The following is a 17,046-nucleotide window of genomic DNA, read 5'->3' as shown; positions in this document are numbered from 1 at the left end:
ATTACAGGCTCTGCGACTCCCACACGCCGGGCGGTCCTGCGTAGACTTGAATCAATCGATTGGGATCGAGGTACGTTCTCGCAACGCGTTGCACGTCGGCTGCCGTGATCTGCGCAAAGCGTTCGTTCAACGTGCGGTAATAGTCCAGCGGTAAGTCGTTGGTGGCGATATCCATCAGTTGCTCGACTTGTCCGTCGGCCGATGCTTCGGAGAGCAGTGCGCCGCTTACCAATCGCCCCTTGGCCTCGGTGAGTTCCGTTTGGGTTACGGGCTGCGTCTGCAGCAGCCGCAGTTGCTCGCGAATGAAGCGGACCGCTTCGACCACATGATCGGGTGGTGCGCTCAACTCGATGCGGAAATCGCCGCGATCCGCATCGGTGGAGAGCGAACTGCCTACGCTGTAGACGAGCCCGCGTTTCTGGCGCAGTCCCTGCCAGAGTCGCGATTCAAACGCACCGTTTGCGCCGAGTATCTGATTGAGCACCAGGAACGTATCGTAGTCCTTACTCGTACGCGAGAGTGCGGCTTGGCCCAAGCGCACGTAGACCTGATTTGTGTCGGTCCCCACGTAGTCGTGTCCGGCTTGCGCGGGCGGCAGCGGTTTGCTGTGTACGTTCGGCGTGGGGCCTTGCGCGTGCCAGCCGGCGAACGCCGCGCCGAGCACCGCTCGAACTCGCTCCGGAGTAATGTCTCCGACCACCGCAATCGTGGTGAGGTCCGGGCGCCAGTACGTTTTGGTGAATGAAAGGAGATCGTCGCGCGTGATGGAGTTGACGGATGCGGGCGTCGCTTCGCGCAGGCTCGGATCGTCGGGTGCTTCCAGAAGCCGCGCGTACGAGCGATCGATCATCACCCCGGAGATCGACGCTTCGCTTTGCAGGCTGTTCGCGAGTTGTTCGCGCTCGAGCGAGAACCAGGGCTCCGCAAAGGTCGGGTGCTCCTCGCCATCGGCGATGACGCGCGCGATCGTATCGAAATCGCCGGCCAGCCCACGAGCGCTGAAGCTCTGGCCGGTGGTCACGAATGCGCCCAAGTCGTCGGTGGTTTTGTGGCGCAATGCAAAGGGGTAGGCTTGGCTCCCGTAATCGGCTACCGCCGATGCGAGGCGAATGATCCCGACCTTTCCAGCCGGCGCAAACGCGGGCGATGCGGCTATTTCGCCGCTGAGCGTGAACGTCTGGCGGTCGGCTTTTTGCTGCACGATGACATGGATGCCGTTGGGCAGCGTGAACGCCGTGGGCATCAGATGGCTTTGCGCGGTCGTAGGTTTGCGCACGGCGGCGCGCACCCAGGCGGGTTCGATGATCGGCCCGTTGGGAACGCGTTTTGAGAAATCGTCGGTCGCCGCCGAAGTACTCTTTTGCGAACCCGAGGGCTGGCCGGTGTTGGAAAGGAGATGGCCTACGACGGTGGGGGTACTCAAGTACTTCTTTGCCGCGGCGAGAATCGTCGCGGGCGTGAGCGCCGCGAGGCGCTCGTCCTCATCGTGGATTTTTTCGCCTACGATGCCATAGGTATATCCGGCTAAATCGCCCATGCCGTCGACGGAGTCGGCCGAAAAGAGACGCTCGGCGATGGTGAGGCGCTGCGCGGCTTTGACGATATCCGGACTAAACCCGTCGCGCAACTGCGCGTCCATCGTATTCTGAAATATGCGCTGCGCTTCGTCACCGTGGTGCCCTGGGTTGAGAACGATGAAGACGTCGAGCAGGCCGCCCTTGAGCTGCGTGTCGGAGTTGGCTTGCACGGCGAGGGCGACGTTCGTCTGGACGAGCGCCTGGTAGAACGGGCCGCGCTGATTTTCGATCAGCGTCGCCAGAGTGCTGATCGCCGGCTCGCCGGGCTCGGTGTCCCCGGGTACGGCGTATGCGAGATCGAGAACTTCGAACGGGAATGGGAGCGTCGATTGCACCACCGCCCCGTGGCTTGGCACCGGCCGCGCGTCTTCGTGTTTCGGCAGCGCGCGGGAAGGAATCGCTCCGAAATATTGGCGAGCTTTAGCGAAAACGGCTTCGTGTTTGACGTCGCCCGCTACGACGAGCGTGGCGTTATTCGGCGCGTACCACTCGTGATAATAGGTTGCAATGTCGCTCGCGGTGGCCCGTTCCACGTCGGCTTTGTGCCCGATCGGCACGCGCCCGGCCGGCTGGTTAGGGAATGCGGCGGCGCGTACGCGCTTGAGCAAATCGAAAAACGGCGAACCGGAATCGCCTTCGAGTTCGTTGAGCACCGCCCCGCGCTCGATGCGCCAATCGGATTCTCGCAGGAGCAGGTGCTGCATGCGGTCGGACTCGATGTAGAGGGCGACGTCGAGCTTGTCGGCCGGCATTTCGAAGTAAAACTGTGTGTAATCGTAATTGGTCTCGCCGTTCATCTGCGCGCCCATGCGCGTGACGATATCGTCGAGACCGCCCGACGAAATGTGGCTCGTTCCCCGAAACATCATGTGTTCGAGCGCGTGGGCGAGGCCGGTTTTCCCCGGCGTTTCCTCGAGCGAGCCGAAGCGATACCAGACCCCCGTTTGCACCACCGGAGCGATCGGATCTTCGACGACCACCACCTTGAGCCCATTGGCGAGCGTCGTTTGGAAAATGCCGGCGTCGCCGGGGCCGCCGGTCGCGGCGGACGCAGCGCCCTGGAGCGTGAGGATGCAGAGTGCGGCGAGGAGGACGAAAATGCGTTTCACGAGTTGCTGATACTCTCCGGTTTCGGCGGGGATACGCCGAGGTAGTAATGTGCGGCCGCGGCCGCGGCCTCTCGGGGCATGAGTCCGATCAATTCGCTCCGTACGACGCGCGTACCGTGGGCGCGTGCGAGTCCTCGAACCAGTTCGACGATGCGGTGGAGCGGCGTGGCGTGGTAATCGGTGACGTTGAGCGATATTTGGACCAAGTCGTCCCGCAGCCGGAGGCCCAGCGCCCGCAGCGTGCGCAGGCCGCCGTCTCGTTCGCGCAGCTGCTTCGCGATCGCGCGCGCGATGCTCAGATCGCCGCCGGCCAATTCGATATTGAACGCGATCAGGATCGGGCGCGCTCCGATGGCGATCGCTCCCGCGCTCGGGTGGGCTGCGATATCGCCGCGATCGGGAAGCCAAGCCGGGTCGGCAAAGCGCGCTTCGAGGCCTTCGAATTCGCCGCGCCGCACGCTTGCCAGTAACGTGCGCTCCGGCGAGCGCGCGGCACGCGCATAGAAGAAGCTGGGAATACGATAACGCTCCCAGATTCGGGTTCCGGCCGCGTGCGCGAGCGAGACCGCCTCTTCCATCGATCCGCCTTGCAGCGGAACGAACGGCAACACGTCGAGCGCGCCGATGCGCGGGTGCACGCCGCGATGTTCGCGCAGATCGATGCGCTCCGCCGCTACGCCCGCCAACGCGACCGCCGCCTCGAGTACCGCCGGTGCGGATCCGGCGATCGTGAGAACGCTGCGATGATGCACGGGGTCGCTCGTGCGGTGCAACACCCGCGCTCCCGCGTGTTCGACGGCGTGAATCGCCGCGTCGATCGTTGCGGCATCGCGCCCTTCGGAGAGATTTGGAACGATCTCGTACGTGGCCAAGACGGTGGGCTATCCGAGCGCGCTGCGAATAGCGCCGGAGACATCGCGAGCGTTCGCGGGCGAGAAGACCGTCGTGTACCCGAGTTTGCGAGCCTCGGCTTCGCGGCGGTCCGCAGCGTTCACGGCGCGGACTTCTCCGGATAAGCCGAGTTCGCCGAACGCCACCGCATCGGCCGGGAGCGGAATGTTGCGAAACGAGGACGCGATCGCTAAAGCGATGCCCAGGTCTGCCGCCGGCTCGCTTACGCGCAATCCGCCTGCCACCGATGCGTAGACGTCGTGCGTGCCGAGATGCAGGCCGACGCGCCGTTCCAGAACGGCGAGAATCATCGCGAGCCGCTGTTGATCGAGATTGTTGGCCAGGCGCCGAGGCGTCCCGTAACTGGCTTCGCCGACCAATGCTTGCACCTCGATTAGCACCGGCCGCGAGCCGACGATCGATGCAACGACGCACGAACCGCTCGGGCGGGCGTCTCGTCCGGCAAGAAAGAGTTCCGACGGGTTGGCAACCTCCTGCAATCCGCTATCGTGCATCGAGAGCACGCAGATCTCGTCGATCGAGCCGAAGCGGTTCTTGTAGGCGCGCAGGATCCGATACTCTCCGGTCGATTCGCCTTCGAAGTACAGGACGGTGTCGACCAAGTGCTCGAGCAGGCGCGGGCCGGCGATCGCGCCGTCTTTGGTGACGTGTCCGACGATAAAACTCGCACATCCGGTGCGCTTCGAAAACTCCATGAGCGCCTGCGTGCAGTCGCGAACCTGGGTGATGCTGCCCGCATAGGCCTCCGACTCCGGCAACCAGACGGTCTGAATCGAGTCGACGATGACCGCGATCGGGTCGATACGTTCGAGTTGGTCGAGGACCGACCGCAGATTGGTCTCGGCATGCACCAGCAAACGGTCGGCTCCGGCGGCTTCGCCTTGGGCTACGCCGAGTCGCTGGGCTCGGAGCTTGACCTGGCCGGCGGATTCTTCGCCGCAGACGTAAACGACGGTCCCCGCCTGCGCGAGCCGCCCGGCGATCTGCAGGAGCAGGGTGGACTTTCCGGCGCCCGGCGGCCCACCTACCAGGGTCAGGCTTCCGGGGACGATTCCGCCGCCGACGACTGCATCGAACTCCGGCATACCGGTATGAATGCGGGCGATTTTCCCACCGTCGATTCGGTGAAGCGGAATGGGGCCAACCGCTGCTTGCCGCGGTGCGGCAGCCGCGCGGCCCGCTCGCGGCGCCGCGACCGAAAAGGCTCGTTCGTCGAAGGAGTTCCAAGCTTCGCACTGCGGGCAACGCCCGAGCCAGCGCGGCGCTTCGAAACCGCAGGCATTGCAAAAATATACCGCGCGCGTTTTGGCCACACCGACGCTAGTTAGGCGTCGAGGGTTTAGGCGCCTCGATTCTGCATGCGGTGCCTCCAATAATCTGGAGGCGGCGCATTTTATCGCATCGGGATGCTACGATAGGTGCCTCGCTTCGCGCCCTAGGGTCGATGCGTGAGAAAAGGCGTATGCATGTCTACCTTCGACTACGGCTTGGCGTATCTGCGCGGCGAGTTTGACCTCGCCGATCAGGATCGGCTCGATGCGGCTCTGACCACGATTGCGGGGGCGCGGACGGCCATCCTCGACCTGCGCTACATGACGTACATGGATTCAACCGTGTTGCGCTGCTTCACGCGCTTTCACAGCGACCGCGCGCGGACGAGCGACGCCGCGCCGCGCCTGTTGTTCGAGCCGACGCAGGCGATTGCCCGGATATTGCACATCACCGGCCTGGACACGATCTTTCCGCCGGCGCAGCCCGACGAATTGCTGGATCGGCCGGTCGGGCCGCCTGCTGGCTTGGACGCCGAGTCCGCATCCTCGGCGATTGCGATCTACCGGGAGGAAGGGCCCGAAGGCGGACGCTGGGTGTTTTTCTAGCGCCGATGCGACCGCCGCGGGACGGTTGCGCCGCGTGGCGGGGCAGCGAGCTTCCCTAAGCGAAAGCGCGGCGGCGATGAGCATCCCGGCCCACCTCCAGATCGCGATCGACGGCCCCGCCGCATCGGGCAAGACCACGGTCGCGCGTCGCCTTGCATCCCAGCTTCGCATCCTCTATCTCGACACGGGTGCGATGTATCGCGCGCTCGCGTATTTAGCGCTGCAGACGCGCAATGAAGCGGACAACGAGGGGGCGTTGTTGCGGCTGCTCGAGCAACACGAGATTCGCGTAAGCTCCGACGCAGCCGCGCCGTTAGGATTTCGCATTTTCGCGGGCGATCGCGAACTCGGCGAGGCGGTCTTGCAGTCGAACGAAGTGACGGCTATCGTTTCGACGATCGCCGCGCATCCGAAGATCCGCGAAGCGATGGTCCACGCGCAGCGGCGCATCGCGCAAGAAGGTCCGGTCGTGATGGCGGGGCGAGACATCGGAACGGTGGTACTGCCGCTCGCGCAGGTGAAAATTTTCTTGACCGCGTCGGTCGGCGCGCGTGTCGAGCGACGCCGCGTGCAGTTGGAGGCAGCGGGCGTGGACGTCAACGAGCACCGGTTGGCCGAGGAGATCGAGGAACGCGATCGGCTCGATCGTAGTCGCGCGGTTTCGCCGCTAGTCCCGGCGCCCGACGCGCACATCGTCGATTCGAGTGCGATTGGGATCGAGCGCGTCCTCGAAGAGATTGCCGCAATCGTCGAGCGGTCGCGGTGAGTCTGTACTGGGGCGCGAGCCATACGATTCGGGCCATCAGTCGGATCCTCTGGCGAGCGCAGGCGACCGGCGTCGAGCACGTTCCGCTCGACGGCCCGCTGATCGTCGCATGCAATCACGTTTCGTACCTAGACCCGCCCGTGATGGGCTCGTTCTGCCCGCGCCAGATCCATTTCATGGCGAAGAAGCAACTCTTCGATATTCCCGTGTTGGGAGCCGCGATCCGCGCGGTAGGAGCCTATCCGGTCGACCGCGAGGGGACCCCGACCGCCGCGATCAAGCGCTCGGTGGAGGTGCTGCGGACGGGTGGCTGCATCGGCATCTTTCCGGAGGGCACGCGCAATCTGGAGGGCGACGTCGAGGCCCGTCAGGGCGTTGCCTTGCTCGCGTCGCTCGGCAAAGCGCCCGTCGTACCGGCCTGCATCGTCGGTAGCAATCACGCGCGGTCGCTCGGTAAGATCAAAGTCGCTTTTGGAACGCCTTTACGGCTGCCATCGGACCGGAAAGCAACTCGTGATGATTTGGCGAAGTTCACAGACGACGTCATGAGCGCCATTCGCGCGCTCGCGGAGAACATCGGTGGAAATTCGTAAGGCCAAAGTTCAAGGATTCTGTTTCGGCGTTGCCATCACGGTCAAGAAGGCCGAAGAGGCGATCGGGTCGCGCAACGACGTGACGACGCTCGGCCACGTGGTGCACAACCCGCAAATGGTCGACTCGCTCGGGCGTCGCGGCTTGAAAAATGCGAATTCGGTCGACGAAGTGGAGGGCGGCGCGCTCTTCGTGCGCGCTCACGGATTGCCGGTCGAGGTCTTCGAAAAAGCGCAAGCCAAAGGCCTGGACGTGATCGACGCGACCTGCCCGATGGTCACCAAGATTCACGTGCAAGCCGAGAAACTCAAAGCGGACGGCTGCAAAATCATCGTCGTCGGCGACCCGAATCACCCCGAAGTCAAAGGGACCTTGAGCCACGTTCCCGGCGCTTGGTGCATCGAGACGGTCGAAGACGTCGCCACCCTTCCTCGCGGAAGCCGGGTGGGCGTGGTCGTCCAGTCGACGTACTCTCGCGCGCGCTTTACGGAGATCGTCAAAGCGCTCACCGAGAAATACTACGAAGTGCGGGCAGTCAATACGATTTGTACCGATACGAATAATCGGCAGAGCGAGGCTTCGCGTCTCGCGCAGGAAGTGGACGTGATGATCGTGGTCGGCGGCAAAACCTCCGCGAACACCAAGCATCTTGCCGAACTCTCCGAATCGCACGGCGCCCGGTCGTTCCACATCGAAGGCCCCTCGGAATTGCAGCCGCAGTGGTTCGACGGGGTGAAAGTCGCAGGCCTGATGTCGGGCGCTTCAACGCCGGGATGGCTGGTGGACGAAGTGCAGGCGCGCATGGAGGAACTCAGCCGTCAACCCGCCTGACGCGCTCGATCGGTTCGAGCGACATCTCGAAGCCTGCGTGACCGAGTATCGGGGATCGGACGTGATCTCCGATATGCTTTTGTACCACTTCGGCTACGGTTCGTATGGCCCGGCGCGGCGCGGCAAACGCCTGCGCCCGCAGATGGTATTGCGCGTGGCCCTCGCCCTGGGCGCCAAGCTCGAAGCGGCGCTCGATGCCGCGAGCGCGGTGGAGATTCTGCACAACTATTCGCTGGTTCACGACGACATCGAAGATCGCGATGAGTTGCGCCACGGGCGGCGGACGCTATGGGCTCGCGACGGGATCGCGCAGGCGATCAATACCGGCGATGCGATGTGCGCCCTGAGTTTTCTCACCCTCGCCCGTGCGGCCAGGCTTCACGAGGCGGGGCGCGTGCTCGCGATGATCGAGCATTTGCATGGAGCGCACGGCATCATGTGCGACGGCCAATCGCTCGATTTACGGTTCGAATCGGCGACCCACGTCGACATCGGCGAATACCATCGCATGATCGCTTGCAAGACCGCGGCGTTATTCGAGGCTTCCTGCGCGCTCGGCGCGCACACGGCCGGCGCGCAACCGGATGCGATCGCCGCCTATCGGCGGCTCGGGCATGCCTACGGCATCGCCTTTCAGATTCAGGACGACATCCAGGGAATATGGGGATCGGCCGATGCGACCGGCAAGACCGCCGGCAACGACATCGCGCGGCGCAAATGGACGTTCCCCGTCGTCTGGGCGCTGGCCCAGCCCGCATCGCCGGCTCGTGACGCCATTGCATCCGCCTACGCGGCCGGCCGCGCGCTGGACGCCTCCGAGGTCGAACGCGTCGTCGGCGCGCTCGACGATCTGGGGGCCAGAGAGGCCGCGCGGCGGGCGGTCGCAGAACCTATGGCGGTCGTGGAGCGCCACCCGGAGCAAGGCCTGCGCGCGTATCTGTTGGGGACGCTCGTCCCCGCGTAAGAGTAGGAGGGCCCCATCCAGGTGAAAGCCACGGCGAACGTTCGCATGTCCGTCCCAGAGCGGGCGCTTCCGAGGCCGGCGATGGCGATCTTGCTGCTCGCGGGCCTTGCGATCCGACTGATCTACATCCAAAATCAGGGATTTCGAAACGATGTCGTCACGTTTGAAGCGTGGGCGATTTCGCTCGTCGATCACGGATATGCCGCGTTTTACTCCAAGACCAGCTTTGCCGATTATCCGCCGGGTTATTTTTACGTGCTCGGGATCGTCGGATCGATTTGGAACGCGCTCTTCCGCGCGCACGACGGGGGCTATGCGGTGCTGGCCGCGATGGTCAAGTTGCCCGCGATCCTGGCGGATCTTGGGGTGGGTTGGCTCGTCTACGCAATAGGCTGCCGATTTGCGCCGCAGAGATGGGCCTTTGCAGCCGCCGCGATCTACGTTCTCAATCCGGTGACGATCTTTATCTCCGCGCTGTGGGGGCAGATCGATTCGCTGGCCGGCGGGCTGGCGCTCTTGGCCGCGTATTTTCTGCTCAAGAGTGAGGACGGCGAATCGAATCGCCCGTCGCTCTGGATCGTGGGCGCATGGCTGGTCTTCGCCTATTCGCTATTGATCAAGCCCCAGTCGGCGGTCCTGATCCCGATCTTTATCGCGTTCGCGTTTGTGAATCCGGCGCGCCGAAAGGCGCGCGTCACAGCGACCGCCATCGGCATCGGCGCTGCGTTCGTGTTGACGTACGCGCTCAGCGTGCCGTTCCATTCCGGAAACCCGATAGCGGTCTTTAGCTGGCTGCTCCATCAATACGAATTCGGTTCGAGCGTCTATTCCTATAACTCGGTCAACGCGTTCAATTTGTGGGCGATCAAGGGCACGTTTTGGGTCCCGGACAGCCGGTTGATTCTCGGATTGCCCCAGGTTATTTGGGGAACCGGATTGGTGCTCGCGGCGCTGGGACTGATCGTGTGGCGCTACATCTACGATCGCACTCCTCAGGCGATGCTGGAGTCCTGTGCGATCTCGCTGCTCGCGTTCTTTATCCTGGCGACGCGCATGCACGAGCGTTATATGTTTGACGGCTTGCTCTTTGCGATCGCTTGCATCCCGCTTGCGAGGCGCTACCTATGGGGGGTCGTCCTGCTCTCCGTCGTGCTTTACGCGAACCTCAAATACTCGTTGGACTACCTCACCGTGATGAACGCGCATACGCCGGGCATCGACCCCCACAACGTGTGGGGAGCGATCACGTCGGTGTACTCGTTGCTTGCGGTTGGGACGTTTTTCGTGCTGGGCTATCTCTTTCTCGGTGGCCCCGCGCGCGAGGGTATGGGGATGCCGCACGGGCAAAGCGCCGCGTACGGAAGAATGTGGCCGTCTTGGTTGAGGCCCGCTGACTGGTTCGATCCCAGTGAGGGATTGCGGGCGATGCGCGCTCCGCTCGATTACATCGTGATGGGTGCGATCGGCGTGGGAACGTTCATCCTGTCGTTCGTAAACTACGCGTACCCGAGCGGAAAGATTTTCGACGAAATTTACTTTGCTCGGGCGGCCGAAGAGTACTTGCAGAACCTGCGTATCTACGAAAATACGCACCCGCCGTTTTCCAAGTTACTGGTGACGCTTTCGGTGATGCTCTTCGGCGGTATGCCGCACGGCCACGGGCTCGGCGGCTGGACCGGGCTGAACGCGATCATCGGGCACATGCCCAACGGCGATAACTCCTACGGCTGGCGTTTTCTGGACGTCGTCTTCGGAGCGTTGGTCGTCATGCTGCTCTACGCGTTCGCCAAACGGATCACGGGGTCCACGGTTTTCGCGGCAATCGCAGCGGTGCTGCTAAGCCTGGACGGCATGCACTTCGTGCAATCGCGTATTGCGACGCCGGAAGGCTTCGTCGTATTTTTCTCGTTGCTCGCCGTCTACGCATTCTATCGGTTCTGGATCGCCTCGCAGACAAACGAGCGCGTCCACGTCGAGGTACCGCCATACGCCTTTGCGCTAGGCGCGATCGCTTCGCTCGTTTTCGGCGGGCTCTTTCTCGGAGCGTGGAAGCTCCTGGTTCCACCGCCGAACGTCGCGTCACCCGATTTTGCGACTTCGATCATCACGATTTGCTACGTGAGCTTGGGCGCGTACTTGCTGGTCCGTTACGTCGTATTCCCGCGGCTTTTCAGTGACGGAAAAATCGAGTCGACGTTCGGTGAGGGCTCGTATGCGTTGGGCGACGAGCGAACGCTGACGATGTACGCGGCCGACGGCGGCGTGCTGGATACCGCGACGAAGAGCGCGCAGCGCGGAGAACGCTCGCAGGTACGAAACGGCGAGCTCGCTTACGGGTCCGGCGACCTTTCCATTGAGTACCATCGCGACGGCAGCGTCGGGTATCGCTCGCCGTTCGGAGAAGCGACCTACGCGAAAAATCGTTCGACGTCGGCGGTGGGAAGCGAGAGCGGCCGTTCGGCCAGGCTCTGGCTGGTGCTATTCACCATCGCGCTCGGCCTGCTCGTGAGCGCAAAATGGTACGGCGTCATGGGCTTTGGGGTCAGCTTCTTGGTGTTGATCGGCATTTGGCTGCAACGCACCGTATTTAAGGGGCGTCCGACGCTCTGGGGTAACCCGCGCGGATTTCGTCTCGACGGCGCGCTGATCGCGATTCTCTTCGTCAGCGCGAGCGTCTACGCGCTGGTCTGGACGCCGGATCTCATGCGTCACGCGCCCGGCGACATCCAAAATTTCAACGACGTCGTCTACCGTCAGTACTCGATGTTCGAGTATCACGACACGCTCAAAGCGACTCATCCCTACTCCTCGAAGTGGTGGGAGTGGCCGTTGGATTACGTGCCGATCGCCTACTACTATCAGGACCATCGCGTGAACCAGCAGGACCCGAAGGCCTGTTGCGTGACCGAGATTACCTCGATGCCCAACCCGCTCAATATGTGGTTCGGGCTACTCTGCGTACCGCTGGTCGGGTATCTGGCATGGCGAGAGCGCAATAAGGGGTACGCGCTGATCGTCGTCACCTACCTCTTACAGTGGCTGCCGTGGATGAAATCTCCGCGCATCACGTTCGCCTATCATTTTTATGTCGACATACCGCTGATCTGTCTCTGTAACGCGATCGTTTTACAGCGCGTATGGCAGTATGGCGCCAGCCGGGGCAAAAACGGCCGATTGTGGGGCGGTATCGCGGTCGGCGGCTACGTCGCGCTGATCGCCGGGGCATTCGTCTTTTTCTACCCCATCCTCGCGGCCTCGCCGATCACCTGGAACGCCTGGCACGCGCGGATGTGGTTCAGCAAGTGGATCGTCGGGCCCGGGTAGCGAAGAGGGTACAACCATGTCTGGACATTCGAAGTGGCACAACATCAAGCTGCGCAAGGGCAAAGTCGATGCGCAGCGTGGCGCCCGTTTTACCAAACTGAGCAAAGAAATCATTCTCGCGGCAAAATCCGGGTCGCCCGACCCGGAGGCCAACTACCGCCTTAAAATGGCGGTCGAAAAGGCCAAAGAGAACAATATGCCGGCCGATAACATCAAGCGCGCGATCGCGCGCGGGGCGGGCGGTAGCGGCGAGAAAGAGATCGAGGAACTTCGCTACGAGGGATATGGCCCGGACGGCTTGGCCGTCGTCGTCGACGCCGCCACCGACAATCGCAATCGGACCGCGGGCGAATTGCGTTTTCTCTTTATGAAGAACGGCGGAACTCTGGGTGAAACCGGGAGCGTCGGCTGGATGTTCGACGCCGTTGGCATTATCGAAGTCGACGCGCGCGGACGCTCCGAAGATCGCCTCACCGAAGATGCGCTGGTCGAGGGAGTGATCGATCTCGAATACGGCGAGCCGATCGCCTCGATCTACGCGGAATCCGCGTCGCTAACGTCCACGCGCGATGCATTGCGCGAGCGCGGCTTTAAAATCTCGGCGGCGTATTTAGGCATGCGCGCGAAGCAGCGCGTGAGCCCGCAGGGCCCCGAGCTCGAGGCGGCGCTGGCATTTCTGGATGCGATTGAAGACAACGACGACGTCCAGCGGGTGTTCAGCAATCTCGATGTCAGCGACGCTGCGATGGAGGCACTCGCCTGAGCCTGCAACGGCGGGATTGGCGCGCGACGCTGCACGAGTACGTGCCGCGCGACTGGGTGTTCCCCATCGTTCTCGCCTGCTTTGTCGGCGTGCTCGTGTGGTTCGGTCACGCCATCGCCGACTTCTTGTTGCCGCCGGCTAACACCGTTACCGTGCCGTCGTTTGTGGGCCAAACGCAGGGCGATGCAGATGCCGAGGCGCGCCGGCTCAAGCTCGGAGCGCGCGTCATCGATCGCGCGATCAGCGATCGCTATCCCAAGGGCGTCATCATCAATCAACGTCCGGACGCCGGTACGCAAGTGCGTCCGGGGCGTCAGATGTCGTTCGTCGTCAGCGACGGCGTCTTTTCTCGTTTAATGCCGGATCTGCGTTATCAGTCGATGCGTGAGGTCTCCCTCGACCTTTCGCGCTCGCGCGTGCAACTCGGCAAAGTGACCTACGAAAAGAACGACGTGATTCCGCAGGGGCACGTGATTTCACAGGACCCCGCGCCGCTCACCAACGTCATCGAAGGCGATACGGTCAATCTCGTCGTGAGCAAGGGCGGCGCGAGCAGTCTGCCCGTCCCGAATTTCGTGGGGATGTCGATCGAGCAAGCGCGAGCGCTTGCCGGGAAGAACGGCATCAAGCTTGGGCAGATCGTTTGGACGCCGCTCGGCGTGCACGGGCCCGCGCATGGAAAGGTTGCGCGGCAAACGCCTGCGGCGGGAAGCAAGATCGGCTCGTTCCAACCGGTTTCGCTGCAGGTGAGCGCGGGCCCGAACGAATCCGGGTACATCATCCGTCAGGTGCACGTGCTCGCGTCGGTTCCGGTACCGGAAAACTTGGCGCCGGGCGCATCGGTAAACGTCCGATTGATGGTGCGCGATGCGACGGGGTCGTACGACGCCTATCGGGCATACGCGCAGCCCGGGCAGAAGCTCGACTTCACGGTTACCGCCGTCGGCACGTCGGTCGTCGATTTGTTCGTCGACGGCGCGCTGGTGGGCGAGACGCGGCTCGGCAACGAGCCTGCGGTGATCTACCATCAAAAACCGCATCCTACGCCGTCGCCCGGAGGACCCTGATGCTACGCATAGCGCCATCGCTACTGTCGGCCGATTTTGCCGACATCCGCGCGCAGATCCAGGCCGTCCAGTCCGCCGGCGCGGATCAACTGCACCTGGACGTGATGGACGGCCGATTCGTTCCCAACCTTACCTGGGGTCCAAAAATCATCGGTGACTTGCGCAAGCTCTCGCCGCTGCCGTTCGACTGTCACCTCATGATCGTCGAGCCGGAACGGTACGTCGACGCGTTTCGCAAAGCCGGCGCCGACATCATCACTTTTCATTACGAAGCGACCGACCACGCCCAGCGACTGCTCGCACATCTGCGTTCGATCGGTGCGAAGGCCGGCATCTCGCTCTGTCCGCAGACGCCCGTCGCCATGCTCGAGGATATCATCGAAGATTGCGACCTGGTGTTGATCATGAGCGTCAATCCGGGCTTCGGCGGCCAGAGCTTCATCCCGCGATCGTACGAGAAAATTCGCCAAGCTCGCGCGCTGATCGACGCGCGCAATCCGGGCTGCATGCTGGAAGTAGACGGCGGCATCGGTGCCTCCAATTTGCGCGACGTCGTCGCGGCCGGAGCCGATACGTTCGTGATCGGTTCGAGCATTTTCGATACGCCCGATCCCGGCGCGGCGCTCGAGGCGATGCGGACGATTCTTGCGCAGGCCTGAGCCCGGCGTGAGCGGCCTGCGCGGCCTGCGCGAAGACGACCTGGTTGCCGCGATCGAATCGATCGTCGCATCGAATGCGGACGCGCGGCTACTGGTCGGCATCGGGGATGACGCAGCGGTGTGGCAGCCGTCGCGCTCGCATCGCAGCGTTATCACAAGTGACGCGTGCATCGAAGGCGTGCACTTTACGCGGGCAACGATGACGTTGGAGGATGCCGGCTGGCGCTCGATGGCGGCAAACGCGAGCGACCTTGCGGCAATGGGAGCGCGCCCGGTGCTCGCGACGGTTTCGCTAGGGGTCAGTCCTCAGAGCACGCGAGACGATATCCTGGCTCTGTACCGCGGCATGGCGGACTGCGCGCGCGCAAGCGGCATGGCGATCGCCGGCGGCGACCTCGTACGGACGCCGATGCTGACGATCGCGATCACGGCGGTCGGCGAGGTGCGCGCGAGCAATCTGAAGCTACGCTCCGGCGGATATGCCGGCGACGTCCTCGCCGTAACCGGCGAGCTCGGCGCAAGCTCGGCCGGTTTGCAGGTCGCGCTAGGATCGGTAACGCTGCCGCACGATGTGGCGCAGGCCGCATTGCTCGCGCACCGTCACCCGCTACCGCGACTGCGCGAGGGCGCCTGGCTTGCGGCCAGCCGTCACGTGCACGCGATGATGGACTGCTCGGACGGACTCTCGACCGACCTCGATCGCCTCTGTGCGGCCAGCCGCGTGGGCGCTATCGTGGACGCGGTGCCGGTCGCGCCGTCCGCGCTCGCGCTTGCGACGATGCAGGGCGAAGACCCGATCGATGCCGCCGTGCGTGGCGGGGAAGATTTCGAACTGCTCGTGGCGATCGCACCGCGGGCATTCCCACATTTGGCCATGCGGTTCGCGGCACATTTCGGGCGACCGCTCCGCCGCATCGGTACGCTGACCAAGGCAATGGGGCTGGTGGTGCTGAAGGGCGCAGAGCACGTACCACTCGTTCGCTCCGGTTGGGATCACTTCGAAGCATGAATGACGACGTTCCAAATTATCCGCTAGTCGGCAGCATTCAAAATAGCGTTGCGATGGGCTTTTTAGGCAATCAAGCAGTTTTTGCGGTTGCCAACGCCTTGGGCGCGCGCGTCGTTCACGCGCAGTCGATGTTCGCAAGCGCGCGCGGAGGCATTGCGGGCCGCACCAGCGCGATCGCCGACCCGCAGCAATTTCGTCGAGACGTCGCATTCGTCGTAAGCCAGCGCCCGGGCGTGATCGTGATCGGCTATCTTCCCAAGCCGATGCACGTCGATATCGTCGCAGCCGAGCTGCGCGAATACAAAGGCGTGGTCTTGCTGGACCCGGTGATCGGCGATTATCAGAAAGGGCTCTACGTCAGCGAAGAGACCGCTCGTTCGATCCGTGAATTGCTGTTGCCGATCTCACAGATCGTCACGCCGAATCGCTTCGAGGCCGAGGTACTCCTCGGAACGGGCGATCGCGCGATGTCCGAGCACGCCTACCTCAACGGCATTTTCGATCTCGGTCCGCAAGCCGTCATCATCACCTCATTCGAGCGCGATGCCGAACGCCATCGGATGAAGACGCTCTTCACCAACGGTTATAGCTATTACCGTATTTGGGGCCCATACTTTCCGGTCTATCAGGCCCACGGCGCGGGCGACGTGTTTGCGGCCGGCATCGGCGCGTTCTGTGCGCTCGGCGGCTCGCCGTTTGCGGCTACGCTCTTGACCACCGCGCTCTGTTCGCGAGCCGTCGCCAACACGACGCCGTACGGCGGCTCGACGGTCGATCCGATCGGCGCGCTCGCGAAGTGGAATCCGCTGGGTTACCAGGTCGACGACGACCGAACCATGCGCTTCTGCGAGCGCTCGAACGTGGAGAGCGAAGCGCTCAAGGCCACCGCCGAGGATGGTCCGCGGTTGAAGTTCGCGCCGCCAAAACATAAGATCATTTACGGCTAGCCCCATGAGCTCCGCATCGTTCGATGTACTCCTAGGAAGCGACGAGCGCAAACCGCATCTTCGGCTCGAAGTGGTGGATTACGAGCATCCGGATGTCGCCGAGCCGGACGGCCTCGATCTGCTCGCCTGCCGCGTCCATGCGAGCGCGCCGCCCGTGCATGCGACCTTCGGCTATTCCATTCGCGTGGGCGAGCTGGCCGAGTTGCGCGCATACCTGGCCGAGATCAATTCAGGCAACGGGCCGCCCGGGGCGTTTTCGATTGCGGGCGGATTGCTGGAGCTCTCCTTTGCACCGAGCCGCCGCGGCCCCGTTCTTTGCGCGGTGCTCCTCAAGAGCATCGGCACATCGCACGTCCGCCTCGAATTTTTGATTACGCTCGAGCCGGAGTCGCTCTCGCGTGCCCTCGCGGATCTTTCGCATTTAGATCGGCTGCGGACGTAGGGCGTTCGTCGTCCGTGCGGTGACGGAACGCTGCAGTAGTCCCCTCTGTGGAGAAACGTTCGTCGACGCGCATCCTCATATGATGTGAAGTGGAGGGCGTAGAACGCCCCCCACACGGTGTCGGCACGCTGTGCGCATCCTTGGGCCCGAAAGCCCGCCACGCAGATCAGCGGCCGCACCAACTTTGACGAGCCGATCGAACGGTATC

15 protein-coding genes are annotated in these 17,046 nt (G+C 63.3%); 12 read left to right on the top strand and 3 right to left on the bottom strand.

Going from position 1 to position 17,046, the window contains the following annotated elements:
* Window position 1 precedes the first annotated feature (1 nt).
* The 3 genes from VMW12_06030 to radA are packed head-to-tail and all read right to left on the bottom strand — an operon-like array spanning window position 2 to window position 4,911.
* Entirely contained in the window at window positions 2-2,686 is a 2,685-nt protein-coding gene (locus VMW12_06030) for a pitrilysin family protein (protein HUZ49287.1), read from the bottom strand.
* A complete protein-coding gene (gene ftcD, locus VMW12_06025) occupies window positions 2,683-3,558 on the bottom strand; it encodes a glutamate formimidoyltransferase (protein HUZ49286.1) in 876 nt (291 codons plus the stop codon). The genes VMW12_06030 and ftcD overlap by 4 nt, the downstream gene beginning before the upstream one ends.
* A gap of 9 nt (window positions 3,559-3,567) precedes the next feature.
* Window positions 3,568-4,911, bottom strand: a complete 1,344-nt coding sequence (gene radA / locus VMW12_06020) for a DNA repair protein RadA (protein ID HUZ49285.1) — start codon at window positions 4,909-4,911, stop codon at window positions 3,568-3,570.
* A gap of 153 nt (window positions 4,912-5,064) precedes the next feature.
* Here radA and VMW12_06015 point away from each other — a divergent pair, with 153 nt between their 5' ends.
* From VMW12_06015 to VMW12_05960, 12 genes are all read left to right on the top strand, one after another.
* Window positions 5,065-5,475 carry an STAS domain-containing protein gene (locus VMW12_06015; GenBank protein ID HUZ49284.1) on the top strand — a complete coding sequence of 137 codons (411 nt, stop codon included), beginning with the start codon at window positions 5,065-5,067 and terminating at the stop codon, window positions 5,473-5,475.
* Between the two features lie 76 nt (window positions 5,476-5,551).
* Window positions 5,552-6,241 carry a (d)CMP kinase gene (gene cmk, locus VMW12_06010; protein HUZ49283.1) on the top strand — a complete coding sequence of 230 codons (690 nt, stop codon included), beginning with the start codon at window positions 5,552-5,554 and terminating at the stop codon, window positions 6,239-6,241.
* A complete protein-coding gene (locus VMW12_06005; protein HUZ49282.1) occupies window positions 6,238-6,834 on the top strand; it encodes a lysophospholipid acyltransferase family protein in 597 nt (198 codons plus the stop codon). Before cmk ends, VMW12_06005 begins: the two co-directional genes overlap by 4 nt.
* Window positions 6,821-7,663 (top strand): 4-hydroxy-3-methylbut-2-enyl diphosphate reductase, encoded by an 843-nt coding sequence (gene ispH / locus VMW12_06000; GenBank protein HUZ49281.1) that lies wholly within the window; start codon window positions 6,821-6,823, stop codon window positions 7,661-7,663. Before VMW12_06005 ends, ispH begins: the two co-directional genes overlap by 14 nt.
* 37 nt (window positions 7,664-7,700) lie before the next feature.
* Window positions 7,701-8,627 carry a polyprenyl synthetase family protein gene (locus VMW12_05995; GenBank protein HUZ49280.1) on the top strand — a complete coding sequence of 309 codons (927 nt, stop codon included), beginning with the start codon at window positions 7,701-7,703 and terminating at the stop codon, window positions 8,625-8,627.
* A 45-nt stretch (window positions 8,628-8,672) separates the two neighbouring features.
* Window positions 8,673-11,951, top strand: a complete 3,279-nt coding sequence (locus VMW12_05990; GenBank protein HUZ49279.1) for a phospholipid carrier-dependent glycosyltransferase — start codon at window positions 8,673-8,675, stop codon at window positions 11,949-11,951.
* Between the two features lie 16 nt (window positions 11,952-11,967).
* Complete coding sequence (locus tag VMW12_05985; GenBank protein HUZ49278.1) at window positions 11,968-12,714, top strand: YebC/PmpR family DNA-binding transcriptional regulator; 747 nt, start codon at window positions 11,968-11,970, stop codon at window positions 12,712-12,714.
* Window positions 12,715-12,755: 41 nt separating this feature from the next.
* Window positions 12,756-13,781 carry a PASTA domain-containing protein gene (locus VMW12_05980; protein HUZ49277.1) on the top strand — a complete coding sequence of 342 codons (1,026 nt, stop codon included), beginning with the start codon at window positions 12,756-12,758 and terminating at the stop codon, window positions 13,779-13,781.
* Window positions 13,781-14,440 carry a ribulose-phosphate 3-epimerase gene (gene rpe / locus VMW12_05975; protein HUZ49276.1) on the top strand — a complete coding sequence of 220 codons (660 nt, stop codon included), beginning with the start codon at window positions 13,781-13,783 and terminating at the stop codon, window positions 14,438-14,440. The genes VMW12_05980 and rpe overlap by 1 nt, the downstream gene beginning before the upstream one ends.
* A gap of 7 nt (window positions 14,441-14,447) precedes the next feature.
* A complete protein-coding gene (thiL, locus tag VMW12_05970; GenBank protein HUZ49275.1) occupies window positions 14,448-15,449 on the top strand; it encodes a thiamine-phosphate kinase in 1,002 nt (333 codons plus the stop codon).
* Complete coding sequence (locus tag VMW12_05965; protein ID HUZ49274.1) at window positions 15,446-16,396, top strand: bifunctional hydroxymethylpyrimidine kinase/phosphomethylpyrimidine kinase; 951 nt, start codon at window positions 15,446-15,448, stop codon at window positions 16,394-16,396. The genes thiL and VMW12_05965 overlap by 4 nt, the downstream gene beginning before the upstream one ends.
* Window positions 16,397-16,400: 4 nt before the next feature.
* Window positions 16,401-16,838, top strand: a complete 438-nt coding sequence (locus VMW12_05960; GenBank protein ID HUZ49273.1) for a hypothetical protein — start codon at window positions 16,401-16,403, stop codon at window positions 16,836-16,838.
* Window positions 16,839-17,046: the final 208 nt, after the last annotated feature.

It is taken from the genome of Candidatus Dormiibacterota bacterium (assembly GCA_035532835.1).
Taxonomy (GTDB): Bacteria; Vulcanimicrobiota; Vulcanimicrobiia; order Vulcanimicrobiales; family Vulcanimicrobiaceae; genus DAHUXY01.
The sequence above is the reverse complement of the archived record's forward strand: the minus strand, read 5'-3'. Positions and strand labels throughout refer to the sequence as shown.

What these genes read in the sequence shown, in the direction of transcription:
- VMW12_06015 (HUZ49284.1), top strand. Translation starts at nt 5,065, where the DNA reads ATGTCTACCTTCGACTACGGCTTGGCGTATCTGCGCGGCGAGTTTGAC.
- cmk (HUZ49283.1), top strand. Translation starts at nt 5,552, where the DNA reads ATGAGCATCCCGGCCCACCTCCAGATCGCGATCGACGGCCCCGCCGCA.
- VMW12_05990 (HUZ49279.1), top strand. Translation starts at nt 8,673, where the DNA reads ATGTCCGTCCCAGAGCGGGCGCTTCCGAGGCCGGCGATGGCGATCTTG.
- VMW12_05985 (HUZ49278.1), top strand. Translation starts at nt 11,968, where the DNA reads ATGTCTGGACATTCGAAGTGGCACAACATCAAGCTGCGCAAGGGCAAA.
- rpe (HUZ49276.1), top strand. Translation starts at nt 13,781, where the DNA reads ATGCTACGCATAGCGCCATCGCTACTGTCGGCCGATTTTGCCGACATC.
- VMW12_05965 (HUZ49274.1), top strand. Translation starts at nt 15,446, where the DNA reads ATGAATGACGACGTTCCAAATTATCCGCTAGTCGGCAGCATTCAAAAT.
- VMW12_05960 (HUZ49273.1), top strand. Translation starts at nt 16,401, where the DNA reads ATGAGCTCCGCATCGTTCGATGTACTCCTAGGAAGCGACGAGCGCAAA.